The sequence below is a fragment of the Streptomyces sp. NPDC054866 genome, assembly GCF_053610745.1.
On record NZ_JBSGZA010000003.1, the window covers coordinates 339,445 to 359,512 of the forward strand.

The following is a 20,068-nucleotide window of genomic DNA, read 5'->3' on the forward strand; positions in this document are numbered from 1 at the left end:
GGTGACGCGCAGCAGCTGTGAGAGCCGCGGAGGACAGTCATGACATCCGTCCTCGTCTGCGACGACTCCCCGCTCGCCCGAGAGGCGCTCCGCCGCGCGGTCGCGACCGTGCCCGGCGTCGAGCGCGTGACGACAGCGGCCAACGGCGAGGAAGTCCTCCGCCGCTGGGGCGCCGACCGCTCGGACCTGATTTTGATGGACGTACGCATGCCCGGTCTGGGCGGCGTGGAGACGGTCCGGCGGCTGCTGTCCGCCGACCCCGGTGCGCGCATCATCATGCTCACCGTGGCCGAGGACCTGGACGGGGTCGCACTCGCGGTCGCCGCCGGTGCCCGCGGCTATCTCCACAAGGACGCCTCGCGCGCCGAACTGCGCGCGACCGTCACGCAGGCGCTCGCCGACCCGACGTGGCGACTGGCTCCGCGCAGACTGCGTTCGGCCGAGATGGGCGCGGCGCCCACACTCACCGCGCGTGAGATCCAGGTGCTCGAGGGCATGAGCCACGGCCGGTCGAACGCCGAGATCGGACGTGAGCTTTTTCTCTCCGAGGACACGGTCAAGACCCACGCCAGGCGGTTGTTCAAGAAGCTCGGCGCCTCGGACCGCGCGCACGCCGTGGCGCTCGGTTTCCGCTGGGGCCTGGTCCGATAGGTGTGCCGCCGTGCGGGCACGGCGATCCCCGCCCGCCGTGTGGTGGGCGGGGTGACGGACGCCCGTCGCTCCCTCTCGCGGGAGCGGTTGCCGTTGCTTCGCCGCCGATGCCGCATCCTTGAGGTGTGGAGTTCCTCGGGGACAGGTCGGTCGAGCGGGAGGGGAGGGCGCACGAGATGAGTTCCGGCGCACCCGCTCATAACGCTTCGGTGCACAACTACGGACGTGGTGCCACGGATCAATCGGCGCCAAGGCACCATGGACCGATGCGCGATGACAGGACGACGGTGATCGGTGCCCTCGTCCTTCGCGCGGTCGAGGGTGACGAGCAGGCGACGCACGATCTGCTGGCTCATGTGCACCCCCTGGCGCTGCGGTACTGCCGCACCAGACTCTCCCGACTCCCCGGCGACGCGCGGCACTTCGTGGAGGACCTGGCGCAGGAAGTGTGCGTCGCGGTCCTTCTGGCGCTGCCTCGCTACAAGGACACGGGGCGCCCCTTCGAGGCGTTCGTCTTCGCCATCGCCGCGCACAAGGTCGCCGACCTGCAGCGCGCGGCGATGCGCCACCCCGGGTCCACGGCGGTGCCGTCGGACGAGATGCCGGAGCGGCCCGACGACTCCCTCGGTCCCGAGGAGCGCGCGCTGCTCAGCAGCGACGCCGAGTGGGCCAAGAAGCTGATGGCGAACCTTCCGGAGAACCAGCGCGAGCTGCTGCTCCTGAGGATCGCGGTCGGGCTCACGGCCGAGGAGACCGGGCAGATGCTCGGCATGTCCCCGGGCGCCGTGCGCGTCGCGCAGCATCGCGCGTTGAGTCGGCTGCGGGCGCTGGCCGAGCAGTAGCGATCACGGCTTGCTCGACATGTGACTTCAGCGGCCGTTCATGCCGTATGAACGTACAAACCTAGTCGATGATCTTGATCGTGGAATGAGACACCCTCCGTTCCCGTTAGCATGGACATCCGCACCGATCAAGGCCATTTGGGGAAGGTGTCATGACTGCAAACGGCGGTTCTTCGACTGGGGTGCCCGAGAAATTCGCGACGCTCGGGCTGACCTACGACGACGTGCTGCTGCTGCCCGGCGCGTCGGACATGGCGCCGGACCAGATCGACACTTCCTCGCTCATCTCGAAGAACGTGCGCGTGAACGTCCCGCTGCTTTCCGCGGCGATGGACAAGGTCACCGAGTCCCGCATGGCGATCGCCATGGCGCGACAGGGCGGCGTCGGCGTGCTGCACCGCAACCTCTCCATCGCGGACCAGGCCAACCAGGTCGACCTCGTGAAGCGTTCCGAGTCCGGCATGGTCACCGACCCGATCACGGTGCACCCGGACGCGACGCTCGGCGAGGCCGACGCGATCTGCGCCAAGTTCCGCATCAGCGGCGTCCCGGTGACCGACCCGGCGGGCAAGCTGCTCGGCATCGTCACCAACCGCGACATGGCCTTCGAGTCGGACCGCACGCGCCAGGTGCGCGAGGTCATGACGCCGATGCCGCTCGTCACCGGCAAGGTCGGCATCTCCGGCGTCGACGCCATGGAGCTGCTGCGCCGCCACAAGATCGAGAAGCTTCCGCTCGTCGACGACAGCGGCATCCTCAAGGGCCTCATCACGGTCAAGGACTTCGTCAAGGCCGAGAAGTACCCCGGCGCCGCCAAGGACAGCGAAGGCCGCCTCCTGGTGGGCGCCGCCGTCGGTGTCGCGGGCGACGCCTTCGAGCGTGCCCAGGCCCTCATCGAGGCGGGCGTCGACTTCATCGTCGTCGACACCGCGCACGGCCACTCCCGCCTGGTCGGCGACATGGTCGCCAAGATCAAGTCCAATGCTTCGGGCGTGGACGTCATCGGCGGCAACATCGCCACCCGCGACGGCGCCAAGTCCCTCATCGACGCCGGTGTCGACGGCATCAAGGTCGGCGTCGGACCCGGCTCCATCTGTACGACGCGTGTCGTCGCCGGAATCGGCGTACCGCAGGTGACGGCCATCTACGAAGCGTCGCTCGCCGCCAAGGAAGCCGGGGTCCCGGTCATCGGCGACGGCGGCCTCCAGTACTCCGGCGACATCGCCAAGGCGCTCGTCGCCGGCGCGGACACGGTCATGCTGGGCTCGCTGCTCGCAGGCTGCGAGGAGTCCCCGGGCGAGCTGATGTTCATCAACGGCAAGCAGTTCAAGTCGTACCGCGGCATGGGCTCGCTCGGCGCGATGCAGACCCGCGGTGACCGCAAGTCCTTCTCCAAGGACCGCTACTTCCAGGAGGGCGTCGCCTCCGACGAGAAGCTGGTGCCCGAGGGCATCGAGGGCCAGGTGCCCTACCGCGGCCCGCTCTCCTCGGTCGTGCACCAGCTGGTCGGCGGTCTGCGCCAGTCGATGTTCTACGTAGGCGGCCAGACGGTTCCGGAGCTCCAGAGGAACGGCCGTTTCGTACGGATCACCTCGGCGGGCCTCAAGGAGAGCCACCCGCACGACATTCAGATGACGGTCGAAGCGCCGAACTACACGAACAAGCGCTGACGGCCTCGTAGGCCGAGAGACGCTGACAGCGCTCCACGCGCGCGTGAGGGGCGGTCCGGATTCCCCGGGCCGCCCCCTTTGCGCGCGTCGGGGATACTGGAGCGGCAGACCGAGTGCCGAAGTGCCGAAGAAGTGCGAAGTACCGAAGAAAGCTGAAGGGCCACCCACGTGACTGAGATCGAGATCGGGCGCGGCAAGCGCGGCCGCCGGGCGTACGCCTTCGACGACATCGCCGTCGTGCCGAGCCGTCGTACCCGCGACCCGAAGGAGGTCTCGATCGCCTGGCAGATCGACGCCTACCGCTTCGAGCTGCCCTTCCTGGCGGCGCCGATGGACTCGGTCGTCTCGCCGCAGACCGCGATCCGCATCGGTGAGCTGGGTGGTCTCGGCGTCCTGAACCTCGAGGGCCTCTGGACGCGGTACGAGGACCCGCAGCCGCTGCTCGACGAGATCGCGGAGCTGGACACCGACAACGCCACCCGCCGCCTCCAGGAGATCTACTCCGCGCCGATCCAGGCCGACCTGATCGGGCAGCGCATCAAGGAGGTGCGCGACTCGGGCGTGGTCACCGCCGCCGCGCTCTCCCCGCAGCGCACCGCCGAGTTCTCCAAGGCCGTCGTGGACGCGGGCGTCGACATCTTCGTCATCCGCGGGACCACCGTCTCGGCCGAGCACGTCTCCGGTGCCGCCGAGCCGCTCAACCTCAAGCAGTTCATCTACGAGCTCGACGTGCCGGTGATCGTCGGCGGCTGCGCCACGTACACCGCCGCGCTGCACCTGATGCGTACCGGCGCGGCCGGTGTCCTCGTCGGCTTCGGCGGTGGCGCCGCGCACACCACGCGCAACGTCCTGGGCATCCAGGTCCCGATGGCCACCGCTGTGGCGGATGTCGCCGCCGCCCGCCGCGACTACATGGACGAGTCCGGCGGCCGGTACGTGCACGTCATCGCGGACGGCGGCGTGGGCTGGTCCGGCGACCTGCCCAAGGCCATTGCCTGCGGCGCCGACTCGGTGATGATCGGCTCCCCGCTGGCCCGCGCCACGGACGCGCCGGGCAAGGGCCACCACTGGGGCATGGAGGCCGTCCACGAGGACGTGCCGCGCGGCAAGCGCGTCGACCTCGGCGTGGTCGGCACGACGGAGGAGATCCTCAGCGGTCCCTCGCACATCCCGGACGGCTCGATGAACTTCTTCGGGGCGCTGCGCCGCGCGATGGCGACGACGGGCTACAGCGAGCTCAAGGAGTTCCAGCGCGTCGAGGTGACGGTCGCGGACGCGCAGCACAAGCGGTGACGGTTCGGTTTTCGGACTGACGTCCATGGAGGGCCCCGGTATCTACCGGGGCCCTTGTTGTGTGCCCTCAACGCATCAGAGGCGGTGGGCCGCGCCCGCCGGGGTCGCGCCGCGGGTGTCCAGGAGTAGCTGGGCCTTGACCGCCAAGCCCTGTAGGTCGTACGTGCGGTGGTGCTGGAGCAGGATCGTGAGGTCGGCGTCGGCCGCTGCCTCGTAGAGGGAGTCCGCGCGGGGGACGGGGTGGCCGAGCACGCGCCAGGTGGGGACGTAGGGGTCGTGGTAGCTGACGGCGGCGCCCATCTCCATCAGGCGGGTCGCGACCTCCTGGGCGGGGGAGCCCTGCTGGTCGGCGAGGTCGGGCTTGTAGGTGACGCCGAGGAGCAGGACGCGGGCGCCGCGGGCGGACTTGCCGTGTTCGTTGAGCAGCGTCGCCGAGCGCTGGATCACGTACCGGGGCATGCGGTCGTTGACCTGCTGGGCCAGTTCGACCATGCGCAGGGGGTGCGTGCCGCGGCCGGGGCCCGGGATGTCCAGGGGGACGCCGTGGCCGCCGACGCCGGGTCCTGGGCGGAAGGCCTGGAAGCCGAAGGGCTTGGTCTCGGCGCAGCGGATGACGTCCCACAGGTCGATGCTCAGGTCGTGGCAGAGCACGGCCATCTCATTGACCAGGGCCATGTTCACGTGCCGGTAGTTGGTCTCCAGGAGGTGCACGGTCTCGGCCTCGCGTGGGCCACGCGCGCGTACGACCTTGTCGGTGAGGCGGCCGTAGAAGGCGGCGGCCGATTCGGTGCAGGCCGGGGTGAGGCCGCCGATGACCTTGGGGGTGCCGGCGTAGCCGTGGGTGCGGTTGCCCGGGTCGAGGCGTCCCGGCGAATGCGCGAGGTGGAAGTCGCGGCCCGCGCGCAGGCCTGAGCCCTCTTCGAGGATGGGGCGCAGGAATTCCTCCGTGGTTCCCGGGTAAGCGGGTGACTCAAGGATGACCGTGGTGTGCGGGCGCAGGCGCGCGGCCAGGGCGCGGGCGGCTTCGGCCACCTGGCTCAGGTCGAGGCTGCGGTCGGCTGCCGGAGGAGTGGGAGCGCAGATGACCGCGGTGCGGACCCTGCCGAGCTCGACCGGGTCGGTGGTGGGCCGGAACCCCCCCGAGAGCATCCGGCGGACATCGGCGGCGGTGAGGGTTCCCTCGGCGCCGTCGCAGGGCAGGCGGCCGCCTGCCAGGTCGACGGCGCGCGCGGGGTCGTAGCCGATGGTGGCGATGCCGCCGGAGACGGCGGCCTGGGCGAGGGGCAGGCCGAGGTGGCCGAGACCGATGACGGCGAGATCTGCGGGCATGGCGGTGGGCCGTCCTCCCAATAGCCGGAGCGGGACGAGCGCGCAAGTCCTGTGGACAAGGTGGACCAGCGCAATGTCAGACTAGGAGTAAATATGACCGTTATGCGGCATTGCGCTGCGCCGGGCGTCGGAGTGTTGGCCGCGGATTGGCCGCAGGTTGTCCACAGGCGGCGGCCGAACTCAGCGGACCTGACCAGAATCTGGGCATGATGTGAGCGCGACCACACCCGACAGCTAACGGGAGGCAGCGGTGAGGACAGCGACCTTGGGACCGGCGGAGCGTGCCGAGTCACTTGCGGGAATGGCCGAGCGGGAGCTGGATGTCCTGGTCGTGGGCGCGGGAGTGGTCGGTGCGGGCACCGCACTGGACGCCGTGACCCGCGGCCTGTCCACCGGCCTGGTCGAGGCACGGGACTGGGCGTCGGGCACGTCGAGCCGGTCGAGCAAGCTGATCCACGGCGGACTGCGCTATCTGGAGATGCTCGACTTCGCGCTGGTGCGGGAGGCGCTGAAGGAGCGCGGCCTGCTCCTGGAGCGGATCGCCCCGCATCTCGTGAAGCCGGTGCCGTTCCTGTACCCGTTGCAGCACAAGGGCTGGGAGCGGATCTACGCCGGATCGGGCGTCGCGTTGTACGACGCCATGTCGATGTCGCGCGGCCATGGCCGCGGCCTGCCCATGCACCGCCACCTGACCCGGCGTCACGCCCTGCGCGTCGCCCCGTGTCTGAAGAAGGACGCGCTGGTCGGGGCGATGCAGTACTACGACGCGCAGATGGACGACGCCCGCTATGTGGCGACCCTGGTGCGCACCGCTTCGGCGTACGGCGCGAAGGTCGCCAACCGCGCGCGCGTGACGGGCTTCCTGCGCGAGGGCGAACGGGTCGTCGGCGCCCGGGTGCAGGACGTCGAGGGCGGCGGGGAGTACGAGGTCCGGGCCAAGCAGGTGGTGAACGCCACCGGTGTGTGGACGGACGACACCCAGGCGATGGTCGGTGAGCGGGGGCAGTTCCACGTCAGAGCGTCCAAGGGCATCCATCTGGTCGTGCCCAAGGACCGGATCAACTCGACGACCGGGCTGATCCTGCGGACGGAGAAGAGCGTCCTCTTCGTCATTCCGTGGGGGCGGCACTGGATCGTGGGGACGACCGACACCGACTGGGACCTGGACAAGGCGCATCCCGCGGCGTCAAGCGCCGACATCGACTATCTGCTGGAGCATGTGAACTCGGTGCTCGGGGTGCCCCTTTCACGGGACGACGTCCAAGGGGTGTACGCGGGTCTTCGGCCGCTGCTCGCCGGCGAGTCGGACGCCACGAGCAAGCTGTCGCGTGAGCACACGGTGGCGCATCCGGCACCGGGCCTGGTGGTCATCGCGGGCGGCAAGTACACGACGTACCGCGTGATGGCGAAGGACGCCGTGGACGAGGCCGTGCACGGCCTCGACCAGCGCGTCGCCGACTGTGTCACCGAGGACATCCCGCTGGTCGGCGCCGAGGGGTACAAGGCGCTGTGGAACGCGCGCGCCAGGATCGCGGCCCGCACCGGGCTCCATGTGGTGCGCGTGGAGCACCTGTTGAACAGGTACGGCTCGCTGGCGGAAGAGGTCCTCGCCCTCGTCACGGCCGATCCCACCCTGGGCGAGCCACTGCCCGCCGCGGACGACTATCTGCGCGCCGAGATCGTCTATGCCGCGTCGCACGAGGGCGCACGGCACCTGGACGACGTACTGACCCGGCGCACGCGCATCTCGATCGAGACGTTCGACCGGGGCACACGCAGTGCGCGGCTGTGCGCCGAGCTGATGGCGCCGGTCCTCGGGTGGGACAAGGACCAGGTGGAGAAGGAGGTCCAGCACTACGAGAAGAGGGTGGAGGCGGAGCGGGAGTCGCAGCGGCAGCCGGACGACCTCACGGCGGACGCGGCGAGGCTGGGGGCGCCGGACATCGTTCCGCTGCCGGCCCCGGACGGACAGCCCTAGGTGCAGAACTCCGCGGTCAGGAGCGTCCGTTCGAGACCTGGGTCCGCAATCTCGTCCGTGTTGACGCGGAACGTGAGGACGCGGTCGCCGTCGCGGGTGGCGGCCGTGCGGACGTAGCTTCCGGCTATGCGGCCGTTGTGGCCCCAGACCGTGGTGCCGCAGGGCAGCTTCTGCGGGTAGAGGCCCATGCCGTAGCGGCCTTCCGCGGCGCGGGTGTTGAACATCTGGCGGAGGTGGGCCTCGGGGAGCAGCCGGCCGGCGAGGAGGGCGGCGTAGAAGCGGTCGAGGTCGGCGAGTGTGGAGATCAGCTCACCGGCGGCGCCCGCGACGCCCGGGTTGAGGGCGGTGACGTCCTGGCCCTCGCTCGTGTACGCGCGGCCGTGCGGGGACGGGAGCGTGGTGCGGGTGCCGGGGAAGGAAGTGCCGGACAGGCGAAGGGGGGTGATGATGCGGCGTGCGGTCTCGGTGGCGTACGAGTGGCCGGTGACCTGCTTGATCACCATGCCGAGGACCACGTAGTTGGTGTTGGAGTACGACCAGCGGCCGGGCATGGTCGCGGGGAGGGCGAGGGCGGTGCGGACCGCCTCTGCCGGAGTGAGGGGGACGAGGCCTTTGGTGTCGGTGGTGTAGTCCGCGAGGCCGCTGGTGTGGGTGAGCAGGGCGCGCAGGGTGAGGGTGCGGCCGTCGGGACCCTTGCCTCGGAGTAGACCGGGCAGATGGCGTTCCACGGGGTCGGACAGGGACAGACGTCGTTCGGCGGCGAGTTGGAGGACGACGGTCGCGATGAACGTCTTGGTGATGCTGCCGGCGCGGAAGTGGTCGGTGCGGCGGATGCGGGTGGCATCGTCTTCGCCGTCGGCGCTGATGCCGGTGTCGGTGGCGGGGCCGTTGGGTCTGTCAGATCCGGGGCCGGTGGCGGGTGTTTGGTTTTTGCCAGCTCCTGGGGTGGTGTCGTCGGTTGTGGGCTGGTTGACGTGGGCGAAGTGCCAGAGGGGTTGTGGTGTCGCCCCGCGGCCCGGTTGCGGGTCCGGGGCTCCCGGCTCGGTCGTTGACCATGGGGCTTCGCGGGCCAACAGCGCCGCGGCGGGGGCCTTGCCCCGGGTGACGAGCAACGGAAGAGTGGCGTCCGTGGCCGGTTTCGCGGCCAATGGCGCACTGGCGGAAGTCAGGCCGAAAAGGGCCATCGCGAGGGGTATGGCCAGCAGTGTCCGTGGATTGGGCATGGCGGTCCCTCCTTGTGCGGAGGCCATCATGAGGGACGTTGGACCCTGGGCGTAGACCGGTCCCCGAGTGAGGGACAATGGAGGCTCTGTCAGGGCGGGTTGCGCGGGTAGCAGCGGTAGCAGCAGAGGGGACGCATGTCGGACGCGGAGAAGACGGGTCAGTCCCGTCAGGACAAGAGCGAACGTCTCCTCTCCGGGCGCTACCGGCTGGGAGAAGTGCTCGGCCGCGGCGGAATGGGAACCGTCTGGCGCGCCAAGGACGAGACACTCGGTCGTACGGTCGCGGTGAAGGAGCTGCGCTTTCCGTCGAGCATCGACGAGGAAGAGAAGCGCCGGCTCATCACGCGTACGTTGCGTGAGGCCAAGGCGATCGCGCGGATCCGCAACACCAGTGCGGTGACCGTGTACGACGTGGTCGACGAGGACGACCGGCCGTGGATCGTGATGGAGCTGGTCGAGGGCAAGTCGCTCGCCGAGGCCATTCGCGAGGACGGACTGCTCACGCCGAGGCGCGCAGCCGAGGTCGGGCTCGCGGTGCTCGACGTACTGCGGTCCGCGCACCGCGAGGGAATTCTGCACCGCGACGTGAAGCCGTCGAACGTGCTGATCGCCGAGGACGGGCGAGTCGTCCTCACGGACTTCGGCATCGCGCAGGTCGAGGGCGACCCGTCGATCACCTCCACCGGCATGCTCGTCGGCGCTCCCTCGTACATCTCGCCGGAGCGGGCGCGAGGGCACAAGCCGGGCCCGGCGGCCGACCTGTGGTCGCTCGGCGGTCTGCTGTACGCGGCTGTTGAAGGCGTGCCTCCGTACGACAAGGGGTCGGCGATCGCGACCCTCACCGCGGTCATGACCGAGGACGTCGAACAGCCGACGAACGCGGGGCCGTTGGAGAAGGTCATCTACGGCCTGCTCGCCAAGGACCCCGAGCAGCGGCTCGACGACGCGGCGGCGCGGGCGCTCCTGATCGACGTGATTCACGCGCCGGAGGTCAAGGACGAGCCGGAGCCGGTCGACGCGACGAAGGTCGTGCCGCTGCCTCCGGTGCCGCCGGCTTCCGGTATGGGGAAGCGGTTCGGTAAGGGCAAGGGCAAGGGCGGTTCCTCCGGCCGCGCGGGTGCGGCCGGTGCGGCGGGCGTGGCTGGTGGCGGGGCTGTGGGTGCCGCTGGGGCTGCTGGGGCCACTGGTTCGGCGGATACGGCTGAGTCCTCCGGGGCGGCTGGGTCCTCCGGGTCTTCTGGGGCCGTCGGGTCCTCCGCGGATTCCGGTGGCAAGGGCGAGGAGGCCGCCGAGCGGCTGAAGGGTGCGCTCCGGTCGGTGCGGAAGGCCGCGGCTGCGGCTACCGCGCGGGGGGCGGGGGCCGGTTCGGGTGCTTCCGGTGCTGCTTCACCTTCACCTTCACCGTCTGACTCTGCCTCTGGTTCTGGTTCCGGCTCTGCTTCTGGGGCGGTGGCGAAGAAGCCTTCGCGCTCCGGGGCGGCTGGAGGAGCCTCCGCTTCTTCGAGCACTCCGCCGGTTCCCGCGGCGCCGCCGCGTGCGACGCCTCCCAAGGCCTCGCTCACCGACGTGGTGCCTCGGCGCACGCTCGTGATCTTCTCGTTGGCGCTCGCGCTCGCTGTGCTCGGAACCGTGCTCGCCTTCGCGATGAACGACGGGGACGAGAGCGGTGCGCGGGACAGCAAGAACGGCGGTGACAAGGCCGCGTCCAGCGGGGCGACCGCGGGCAGCGGCGAGAAGGAGAACGACAAGGGCGCCGGGCAGGACGGCGGTGCCGAGGAGGACAAGGGCAAGGGCGACACGGAAGCGGGCGCGGGGTCGAGCCCCGGTTCGGGTGACGGCCAGGATCCGAGTGAGGGCGGCGACGACGCTGGTGACGGTGGCGACGACTCCGGCAAGAAGCCGGAAGACGACGGTGCCGAGTCGACGTACAAGCACTCCCAAGGTTTTTCCGTGGGGCTGCCCAAGGGGTGGAAGTACCAGTCCACGGGTGCCGCGGGCGCGCGTTTCACCGGGCCGGACGGGCAGAAGCTGCTGATCGGCTGGACTCCCACGCCCAAGTCGGACCCCGTGGGCGACTGGAAGAACCAGGAGTCGTACATGGTCCGGTCGCAGTACAAGCGCATCCGGATAGAGAAGGTCGACTTCCGCGGCTGGAACACGGCCGACTGGGAGTTCACGTACGTCGACGGGGGTACGAAGTACCGCTCGATAGACCGCGGTTTCGTCGTGAACGACAACTTGGGCTACGGCCTGATGTATACGGCCAAGGCGGCCAAGTGGGGCAGCGACGAGCGCAAGGACGCGTGGCGGACCTTCACGAAGTCGTTCGAGCCGAAGAAGTAGCGATCGAGGGGGCTCGCGGTACGCGTCCGGTGTATCCGGTGAGATCTCGCATCCCCTCAATGTGGTTTGCCTCCGGCACGTATCGTGAGTGCTTGCGGACCGTACGCAGCCGCAACAGGGCGTAAGGCGAACGGAATTGACCACCGGGCGGACGGGGGAGGCGTCGTGGACGAATACGCGGGGCGGGTACTCGCCGACCGTTACCGCCTGCCGCTGCCTCCCGCTGATGAGTACGAGCTCGCGGAGACGCGGGCCTTCGACACGTACAGCGGGCAGGAAGTCCTGGTCAGGCAGGTGCCGTTGCCTGAGGTCGTCGACGCGGAAGTGCTTGAGCTCGATGAGCGGGACCTGCCGGAGGGGGAGCTTCCGGCAGGGTTCGTGAGCGCGGGGGCGGTGCGGCGGCCTTCGGCGCGTACGACCCGGCGTCCATCGGATCCGGCGGTGCGCCGCGCGATAGAGGCGGCGCAGGCCGCCGCGCAGATTCCCGACCATCCGCGGCTCGACCAGGTCTTCGACGTGTTCGCCGAGGGCGGTTCGCTGTGGATAGTCAGCGAGTTGGTGGCGGCGAGGCCGCTGGCCGCGCTGCTCGCGGACCGGCCGCTGAGTCCGTACCGCGCGGCGGAGGTCGCGTCGGACGTGGTGACGGCGCTGCGGGTGCTGCACGCGCATGGGTGGGTCCACCGGAACATCACCGCCCGCACGGTCCTGGTCTGCGACGACGGCCGGGTGGTCCTGACGGGCCTCGCGGCGGGCGCGGCGGAAGAGGCGCTGTGCGGGTACGACCCTCGGCCTGAGGAGTTCTTCGGGGGGTTCGAGGGTGGGGGGCCGGAGGCGGACGAGCGCGGCGATGAGTCCGATGAGTCCTACGGGCCCTACGAGGCGTACGAGGTCGCTCCGGCCCCGGAGCCTGGGGATGACGCGCGGGCCGCGCGGACCAGCGCCATAGCCGCGTATCGCGCCGGGGCGCGGGCCGCGGCGCGGGTGAGCGAGGACGAGGGGCGCCGGGGCCCGGAGTTGCCAGGGCCCAGGGCAGGCGGTGACTCGGCGGGGGCCGAGGGGTACGACGAGGGCGACAGGAGCGGCGGCGAGGCCGAGGCTGCGGGGCGGATCCTGGACCCGTACGGCGTCGGGGGTACGAAGCCGTGGCACGGGGCTGTGCCGAGGGGCGGGGGCGCGGGGGCTTCGAGTTCCGTTGCGGACAGGGGTGTTGGGGGTGGCGGGGGGCCTGCTGGGAGTTTCAGCGGCGAGGAGCCGCACAGGGGGGGTGCCTCGGAGCGGGGCGGCACGCGACCCGAAGAGAGCGGACCCGGCCGCGGCGAGCTAGGCCCTGCGGGCGGCCGTGGCGGGGAGGGCGCTGGGCCTGGCTATGGCGGTCAAGGCGCTGGGTCCGGATACGGCGGGCAAGGGGCTGGGCCTGGCTATGGCGGTCAGGGCGCTGCGTCGGGCTACGGCGGGCAAGGCGCTGGGCCCGGATACGGCTGGCAGGGTTCCGAGTCTGGCCTGGGTGGTTCGCGGTCCTCGTCCGGCTACGGCGGGCCTTCCCGGGCGAGTCAGGGTGACCCGGATGCTGCGTCTGCTCGCGGGGGGCAAGGCTCCGGCTATGGCGTGGCGGGTTCCTTCCCCGGTCGGGGTTCGGCCGGAACGCCGGGCCGCGGTGGGTCCGGGGCCCTCCCTGGTCGGGGTTCGGCCGGAACGCCGGCCGGCCGCGGAGGGCAAGGGCTCCCCGCGTCGAGTCAGGATGCGCCAGGCTCCGCCGTCAGTCGAGGTGGGCGGGGGGCCATCGGCGCCGCCCCCGGCCACAGTGCCAACCCGTCAACCCCCGTTCCCCCGGCATCATCCGGCCACAGCTACTGGGACGCCCTCGTCGCCGAGCGGCGTGGGGGGCGGCGTGGGCCCGCTACCGCTCTTGCCGCCGAGCGGGCCCGGCACGCTCGGATGACCGTGGTCGGGGGCGTGACCGAGCGGTGGGCGCCGGAGCAGGCCGGGCCCGTGCACGAGAACTGGCAGCTTGCCCCGCCCATCGGGCCGGCCACCGATCTCTGGGCGCTGGGCGCGCTGTTGTTCCGGGCCGTGCAGGGCCACGCGCCCTACCCGGAGGAGAGCACCTTCGAGCTCGTCCAGCTGGTGTGCGCCGAGCCGCCCGCCTTCGCGGAGGAGTGCGGGCCGCTCCGGCCCGTCGTCGAGTCGTTGTTACGGCAGGACCCCACCGAGCGGCTCGACATCGAGGAGCTGAGCGGCTGGCTTCGCTCGCTGGTCCGCTCCGCGCCCGAGCCGGAAGCCGGTGCGAACGTCGTGCCCGCGCCGCCGTTCGACGCCCGGCGGCTGCCCGTCGTACGCCGTCGCGGTGACCTCGTACGGCGCAAGAAGCGGCGCGCCCCCGCGCCCGCAGCCACCACCCCCCCGCCGAACTCCCGGCAGAACGGGCGCCACAAGCACAAACACAAGCGAGGCCGGGAAGCCAGGCAGGCGGCCACCGCGCCCATGCCCAAGCGGACAGCCCCCGCGCCCCCGCCCAAGCGGAGCGGTACGGGGCGGCCACGTTCCCTGGGGCGCCTCCTGCTCCTGCTCATCCTGGTCGGCCTCGCCGCGGCGGTCGCGTACGCCATGGTCTTCATGCCCAAGGCGGGGGAGAACGAGGGCGGCGAGCGCGCGGGCTCCGCGGGCGACCCCGGCACCAGCCAGCCGCCCGACCCCGGCAGCACCTCCAGCGCCCGGCCCAGCGAGGACGGCGAGGAGGACGGCAAGTCCGGTCAGCCCAGCGACAAGCCCGAGAAGAGCCCCGGCTCGCAGAAGCCGCAGACCAGCGGGCCCGAGGTGCCGCAGGGCTTCACGCTCCGCAAGGACGCCGAGGGCTTCAGGGTCGCCGTAGCCAGCGGCTGGGACCGGCAGCCCAAGAACGGGCGGGGCCAGGTCGTCTACACGAAAGGCGACTTCGAGCTGATCGTCGTGCCGGGGCGGGACGGCACGGACGAGTACGGCAGCGACCCCATGAAGTACCAGCGCGAGCACGAGCGCGAGCTGCAGCCGTTCCGCGACTCGACCTGGGCGGAGTCGTCCGGAATGCGCAGGATCGACGTGGGCGGACGGGTCATGGGCGAGGGGCAGTTCACCTGGCAGGGCCCGGGCGGCGGCGAAATCTTCGTACGCAATCTCGCGATGATCGTCGGCGGGAAGTACCACGTCGTGCAGGTCCGGGGGCCCGAGGCCGAGCGTGACGAAGTGGACCGGCTCTATGAGCAGGCCTCGTCGACCTATCAAGTCACTGATTGACGTCGCCGGATCGCCTGAAGGTCATCATGTGCCCCTTTCGGGACGGGATTTGACCGTTCTTCGGGTGCGTTGAGCGGCCTGTCGACGTTGCGTCACGCGTCACAGTGAGGTCTCCTAGCACCCCCGGAGGTTCCGCGTACGCCGACCGCTCCCTAATCTGTGCCATGTCAGAACCATTGCGGGGGATCGTGAATCAGATGCAGGGCCTGCTCCTCGCGGGCCGCTACCGGCTCGGAGAGTCCATCGGCCGCGGTGGCATGGGACGGGTGTGGCGCGCACAGGACGAGGTGCTGCACCGAACCGTCGCCGTCAAGGAACTGACGGCCGCGCAGTTCGTGGCGGAGGCCGACCGCGCGGTCCTCTTCGCCCGTACGCACGCTGAGGCGCGGGCCGCGGCCCGGATCAACCACCCCGCCGTCGTCACCGTCCACGACGTCCTTGAGTACGACGACCGCCCCTGGATCGTGATGGAGCTGGTCGAGGGCCGCTCGCTCGCGGACGCCGTCAAGGAGCGGGGCCGCATCGACCCAGTCGAGGCCGCCCGCATCGGCCTGTGGACCCTGAGGGCCCTGCGCGCCGCGCACGCCGCCGGGGTCCTGCACCGCGACGTCAAGCCCGGCAACGTACTCCTGGCGGACGACCGGCGCATCCTGCTCACCGACTTCGGGATCGCCGCGATCGAGGGGGACACGACGATCACGCGGACCGGCGAGGTCGTCGGCTCCGTCGACTATCTGGCGCCCGAGCGGGTCAGCGGCGCCAATCCAGGGCCCGCGTCCGACCTGTGGGCGCTCGGCGCCACGCTGTACACGGCGGTCGAGGGGAACTCCCCGTTCCGGCGCACGTCTCCGCTGGGCACCATGCAGGCCGTGGTCACGGAGGAGCCCGCGCCGGCCGAGTACGCGGGGGCGCTCGCCCCGGTCATCGGCGCCCTCCTGCGCAAGGACCCGGACACCCGGCCGACCGCGGAGGTCGCCGAGCTGATGCTGGCCGAGGCGGCGGAGGGGCGGCTGCCGAGCTCGGCGCAGGCGTACGTGCCGACGCAGATCCACGCCACGCCCCAGCAGCCGCAGCCGCAGCCGCAGCCGCAGCCGCGACCGCAGCAACAGCAACAGCCGCAGGCCCACACCCCGCAGTTCGGCCACCACCCCATCGAGCCCGGCACCGTCGTCCACGGAAACGGCCCCGCATCCCACACCCACACCTCCGGCACCGTCTTCCAAGGCACCCACCAGCACCCGGCCGGCCCTCAGAAGCGCCGCAAGCTGCCCGCGGTCGTCGCGGCGGTCGCGGCGGTCGTGCTGCTCGGCGGCGGAACCGCCGGCTACCTGTACTACGCGGTCAGCGACGACGGCAGTACGCAGCAGTCCAGCGACGGAGGGCCGGGCAAGACCGTCGGCGGCATCCCCAAGGACTGGCAGCGCGTAAACGACGCCGAGGGCTTCAGCATGATGCTGCCCAAGGGCTGGGAGCGCGAGGCCGACGGCAGCCAGATCGACTACACGCCCGACCACGGCCGCCACTTCGTACGCATCGCCATCGACCGCAACTCGACGTGGGAGAGCCCCTACACGCACCAGCTGGACCTGGAGAAGAACCTCAAGGTCAAACTGCCCGGCTACAAGCGGCTGCAGCTGGATCAGAACAACTTCCGCGACCGGGCGGGCGCGCTCTGGGAGTTCAGCTGGACGGCGGGGGCGAACGACACGACAGCGGGCCCGCGCCGCGCCATCTCACAGTCCTATCTCAGCCGTGACGGCGTCGAGTACGTGATTTACATGTCGTCCCCCGCCGACGACTGGAACACGGCGCGCCAGCAGTTCGACGCGATGCTCCGGGGCTGGCGGGAGGGCTGAATGCGGCCGTCCGCAGCCGGGATGCCTGGGACAAGCGGCCGGAACCAGTCCGCCTCGCAGGCCCACAGGGTCCGTCCGCACACGTGTGGGGCATGATGGCCGCATGGGGAGCGTGGGGGACAACGCCCGGGTCATAGCTGGCCGTTACCGCCTGGATGCGCGGCTCGGCAGGGGTGGCATGGGCGTGGTCTGGCAGGCCACGGATCAGTTCCTCGGCCGCCGGGTCGCCGTCAAGGAACTCGCGCTCGACGACACGCTCTCCGAATCCGACGCGATGCAGCAGCGCGAACGGACCCTGCGCGAGGCGCGGGCGGCGGCGCAGCTCAGGCATCCGCACATCATCGTCGTCCACGACGTCGTCGTGCAGAGCGACCACCCGTACATCGTCATGGAGTTGATCGAGGGCGGCTCGCTGGCCGGGCGGATCTCGCGGGCGGGTCCGATGAGCGCGCGTGAGGTCGCCCGGATGGGCATCGCGCTGCTCGGCGCGCTGCGCGTCGCGCATGCCGCCGGGGTTCTGCACCGCGACATCAAACCCGCGAACGTCCTCATGGAGGAGGCGACCGGCCGTGTCGTCCTCACCGACTTCGGGATCGCGCAGGTCAGCGGGGCGACGACGCTCACGGAGATCGGGTCGTTCGTGGGCTCGCCCGAATACACCGCGCCCGAGCGGATGTCGGGCGAGCGGACCGGGCCCGAGTCCGACCTATGGTCGCTCGGCGCGCTCCTCGTCACGGCGATGACGGGTGAGTCGCCGTTCCGCCGGGACTCGATCAGCGGTGTGCTGCACGCCGTCGTCTTCGACGAGATCCGCCCGCCGCCCGCCGCCGCGCCGCTGCTGCCCGTCATCCTCGGCCTCCTCGAACGCGACCCGGAGCGGCGGCTCGGCGCGGAGGACGCGGAGCGGCTGCTGCGGACGTACGTCGATACGGGGCGGATGCCGTCGACGCCCGCGGGCCGGGCCGGCGGTCAGCCGTCGGCGCTGCCGGGCGGGCGGCTCGGCGGCTACACGCCCACCTACCGTGACCTGCCCACACGCCCGCCCGCGCAGGCGGCGGGGCCTTCCCGTGGCCGTCGCCGGATCATGCTGATCGCGGCCGCGCTCGTGGCCGCGGTGGCCGGAGCCGGGGTGTCCGCCGCGCTGTTGATGAGCAGGGACGGCGGTGGCGGCGGCGGTGAGCCCACGGCGACGGCCACGCAGTCCGCGCCGACGAAGACGGTGAGCCCCTCGCCCTCGCCGACCCCGACGGTGACGGTCACGCGCGGCTCCCGCACCCCCAAGCCCTCCACGCCCGAGGCCCCCGAGGGCTACCGCGTGACGAAGGACCGCCGCGGCTTCACGCTCGCCGTGCCCCACGGCTTCACGCGCGAGGTGGACGGGCCCCGCGTCTTCTACAAGTCGGCAGGCGGCACTTTCCGTATAGGCATCAAGGAGTCGGCCCCCGAGCCGGGCGGGCCGCTCGCCGTGCAGCGCCGCTCCGACGCCAAAGGGCCCGAGAACAACCCGGGTTACCGGGACGGAGAGGTCACCGAGACCTCGCACAACGGACGGCCCGCCGCCCTCTGGCAGTTCAGCTGGGACGGCTTCACGGCCGCGGAGGGCGACCGGCACACGTACGACCTGTGCTGGGAGGAGGGCGGCCGGATGTACGACGTGTGGGTCTCGGCGCCGATCGGCAAGGCCGAGGAAGGCAGGCGGTACTTCGACACGGCGGTGGACTCTTTCGTAAGCCGCTGACGTGAAGCCGCTGTCGTACACGGCTGTCGTACGCGGCTGTCGTACGCCGCTGAAGTTCCGCCGGGTGCATCACCCCGGTCACAAGTCAGTGACCCGAGTGGAACCGGATGCCTTCGGCAAGGTACTGATGTGTGCATGAGTAATGACGGGGGACCCTCCTACGGCCCGTACGAACCCACCAGTTTCGGACTGCAGCCGCCGCAGCCGCAGCCTTACCAGCAGACTGCGCAGCACCCCGCCGGACCGCAGCGCCCCGCCGGACCGCAGCAGCCCGGCGCGCCGACGCCGCCCCCGTCGCCGTACGCTCAGCCCACCCAGGTGGTACCGAATCAGCCATCCGAGCCTGAGCCGGGCGCGGGCCGTCTGATCGCGGGCCGTTACCGCCTGCTGTCCAAGCTCGGCCACGGCGGCATGGGCACGGTCTGGCGCGCGAAGGACGAGACGGTGGACCGCGAGGTCGCCGTCAAGGAACCCCGCATCCCCGACCACCTGCCCGAGCGCGAGCGGTCCAACGCCTTCGAGCGCATGCGCCGCGAGGCGCGCGCCGCGGCCCGCCTCGACCACCCCGCCGTGGTCAACGTCCACGACGTGGCGGTGGAGGACGGCCAGCCGTGGATCGTCATGGAACTGGTCCAGGGCCGCTCGCTCGGCGCCGCGCTCCAGGAGGGCACCCTGGGCGCCCGCGACGCCGCCCGCATCGGCCTTGAGGTGCTCGGCGCCCTGGACGCCGCCCACCAGGCGGGCATCCTGCACCGTGACGTCAAGCCGGACAACGTGATGCTGGGGCAGCACGACCGCGTCGTCCTCACCGACTTCGGCATCGCCCAGATCGAGGGCGAGACGAACCTGACGGACACGGGCGGCTTCGTCGGTTCGCCCGAGTTCATCGCCCCCGAGCGGGTGCTCGGCCAGCGCCCCGGCCCGGCGTCGGACCTCTGGTCGCTCGGCGTGGTCCTCTACGCCGCGACGGAGGGCGTATCGCCGTTCCGCCGCAACAACACCCCCGCGACACTGCAGTCCGTCCTGAACGCGACCCCGGCGGCGCCCGCTTCGGCCTCGGGCCCGCTCGCGCAGGCGATCAACGGCCTCCTGGCCAAGGACCCCGCCCAGCGCCCGCGCGCGACGCAGGTCCGCGCCCTCCTGGAGGAGGCGGCCCAGCCACCGCAGGCGGCACCTACGCGGGTCGTCCAGGTCGGCGGTGGCGGTGCCTCCGGCGGCAAGGGGGTCACCATCGGCCGCAAGGCGCTCATGGGCATCGGCGCGGTGGTCGTAGCGGCCGTGGTCGCGGGCGTCCTCGTGGTCATGGACCCGTTCGCGGCAGCCGAGGCGGACAGCTGGAAGAAGCACGAGGAGAAGGCGCTCGGCGCGACGATGGCGGCGCCGCCGGACTATGTGAAGTCCGTGTCGGACGGCATCAACAAGACGGAGCACTGGGTCAGTTACACCGACCCGAGCACCGCCGTCTCGATCACTCTGCACCTGGCGAAGAAGTCCGAGGACAGCGTCGGCGACATCGCGGGGTCCTCGGCCGCGCAGGCGTACAGCGAGGCCGACGAGATCGAGAGCGGCGACAAGAGCAGCATGGCCGAGACGCCCGCGCCCCGGAGCAGTACGGCGAAGACCACGTACAGGGACCGGGAAGCCGCCGAGAACACGGTCACCTACGTCGATGATTCGGACTCGGAGCGACAGAAGCCGCGCGAGGCCAAGGTCTTCTACTACAAGACCATGTCCGGTGACATGTACAAGCTCTGGATCGACTACCCGAGCAAGGGCGATTTCACCGAGCGCGGCAGGGAGGTCGCCAAGACCGCGATCGCCGAACTGGAGATCGCGAAGCCCTGACCCGGGTCCGTTCCGCCGCTGCGGTCTCAC

12 protein-coding genes are annotated in these 20,068 nt (G+C 71.1%); 10 read left to right on the forward strand and 2 right to left on the reverse strand.

Going from position 1 to position 20,068, the window contains the following annotated elements:
• The first annotated feature begins 39 nt into the window (after nucleotides 1-39).
• The 4 genes from ACWGI2_RS17040 (at nucleotide 40) to ACWGI2_RS17055 (ending at nucleotide 4,456) form a co-directional block, all read left to right on the forward strand.
• Nucleotides 40-651, forward strand: a complete 612-nt coding sequence (locus tag ACWGI2_RS17040; protein WP_003948568.1) for a response regulator transcription factor — start codon at nucleotides 40-42, stop codon at nucleotides 649-651.
• A gap of 266 nt (nucleotides 652-917) precedes the next feature.
• On the forward strand, nucleotides 918-1,493 hold the full coding sequence (locus ACWGI2_RS17045; RefSeq protein WP_160506701.1) for a sigma-70 family RNA polymerase sigma factor: 576 nt from the start codon (nucleotides 918-920) through the stop codon (nucleotides 1,491-1,493).
• Nucleotides 1,494-1,645: 152 nt separating this feature from the next.
• On the forward strand, nucleotides 1,646-3,163 hold the full coding sequence (guaB, locus tag ACWGI2_RS17050; RefSeq protein WP_453696069.1) for an IMP dehydrogenase: 1,518 nt from the start codon (nucleotides 1,646-1,648) through the stop codon (nucleotides 3,161-3,163).
• Nucleotides 3,164-3,331: 168 nt separating this feature from the next.
• Nucleotides 3,332-4,456 carry a GuaB3 family IMP dehydrogenase-related protein gene (locus tag ACWGI2_RS17055; RefSeq protein ID WP_453397410.1) on the forward strand — a complete coding sequence of 375 codons (1,125 nt, stop codon included), beginning with the start codon at nucleotides 3,332-3,334 and terminating at the stop codon, nucleotides 4,454-4,456.
• A 75-nt stretch (nucleotides 4,457-4,531) separates the two neighbouring features.
• Here ACWGI2_RS17055 and ACWGI2_RS17060 read toward each other — a convergent pair whose 3' ends face one another.
• Entirely contained in the window at nucleotides 4,532-5,785 is a 1,254-nt protein-coding gene (locus tag ACWGI2_RS17060) for a nucleotide sugar dehydrogenase (protein ID WP_453397409.1), read from the reverse strand.
• Nucleotides 5,786-6,035: 250 nt separating this feature from the next.
• Between ACWGI2_RS17060 and ACWGI2_RS17065 the strand changes: the two genes are divergently transcribed.
• A complete protein-coding gene (locus tag ACWGI2_RS17065; RefSeq protein ID WP_453397408.1) occupies nucleotides 6,036-7,763 on the forward strand; it encodes a glycerol-3-phosphate dehydrogenase/oxidase in 1,728 nt (575 codons plus the stop codon).
• Here ACWGI2_RS17065 and ACWGI2_RS17070 read toward each other — a convergent pair.
• Complete coding sequence (locus ACWGI2_RS17070) at nucleotides 7,760-8,986, reverse strand: serine hydrolase domain-containing protein (protein ID WP_453696070.1); 1,227 nt, start codon at nucleotides 8,984-8,986, stop codon at nucleotides 7,760-7,762. The genes ACWGI2_RS17065 and ACWGI2_RS17070 overlap by 4 nt on opposite strands.
• A 135-nt stretch (nucleotides 8,987-9,121) precedes the next feature.
• Here ACWGI2_RS17070 and ACWGI2_RS17075 point away from each other — a divergent pair, with 135 nt between their 5' ends.
• From ACWGI2_RS17075 to ACWGI2_RS17095, 5 genes are all read left to right on the forward strand, one after another.
• A complete protein-coding gene (locus ACWGI2_RS17075; RefSeq protein WP_453696071.1) occupies nucleotides 9,122-11,329 on the forward strand; it encodes a protein kinase domain-containing protein in 2,208 nt (735 codons plus the stop codon).
• 165 nt (nucleotides 11,330-11,494) lie between these two features.
• Nucleotides 11,495-14,599, forward strand: coding sequence for a protein kinase (locus ACWGI2_RS17080; RefSeq protein WP_453696072.1), 3,105 nt, complete (start codon nucleotides 11,495-11,497; stop codon nucleotides 14,597-14,599).
• Between the two features lie 197 nt (nucleotides 14,600-14,796).
• Nucleotides 14,797-16,455: a serine/threonine-protein kinase gene (locus tag ACWGI2_RS17085; protein WP_453696073.1), complete on the forward strand. Its 1,659-nt coding sequence runs from the start codon at nucleotides 14,797-14,799 to the stop codon at nucleotides 16,453-16,455.
• Nucleotides 16,456-16,558: 103 nt separating this feature from the next.
• The gene (locus ACWGI2_RS17090; protein WP_453397403.1) at nucleotides 16,559-18,193 is read left to right on the forward strand and encodes a serine/threonine-protein kinase; all 1,635 of its coding nucleotides are present in this window, start codon (nucleotides 16,559-16,561) and stop codon (nucleotides 18,191-18,193) included.
• Between the two features lie 135 nt (nucleotides 18,194-18,328).
• The gene (locus tag ACWGI2_RS17095) at nucleotides 18,329-20,038 is read left to right on the forward strand and encodes a serine/threonine-protein kinase (protein WP_453696074.1); all 1,710 of its coding nucleotides are present in this window, start codon (nucleotides 18,329-18,331) and stop codon (nucleotides 20,036-20,038) included.
• The last annotated feature ends 30 nt before the right edge of the window (nucleotides 20,039-20,068 follow it).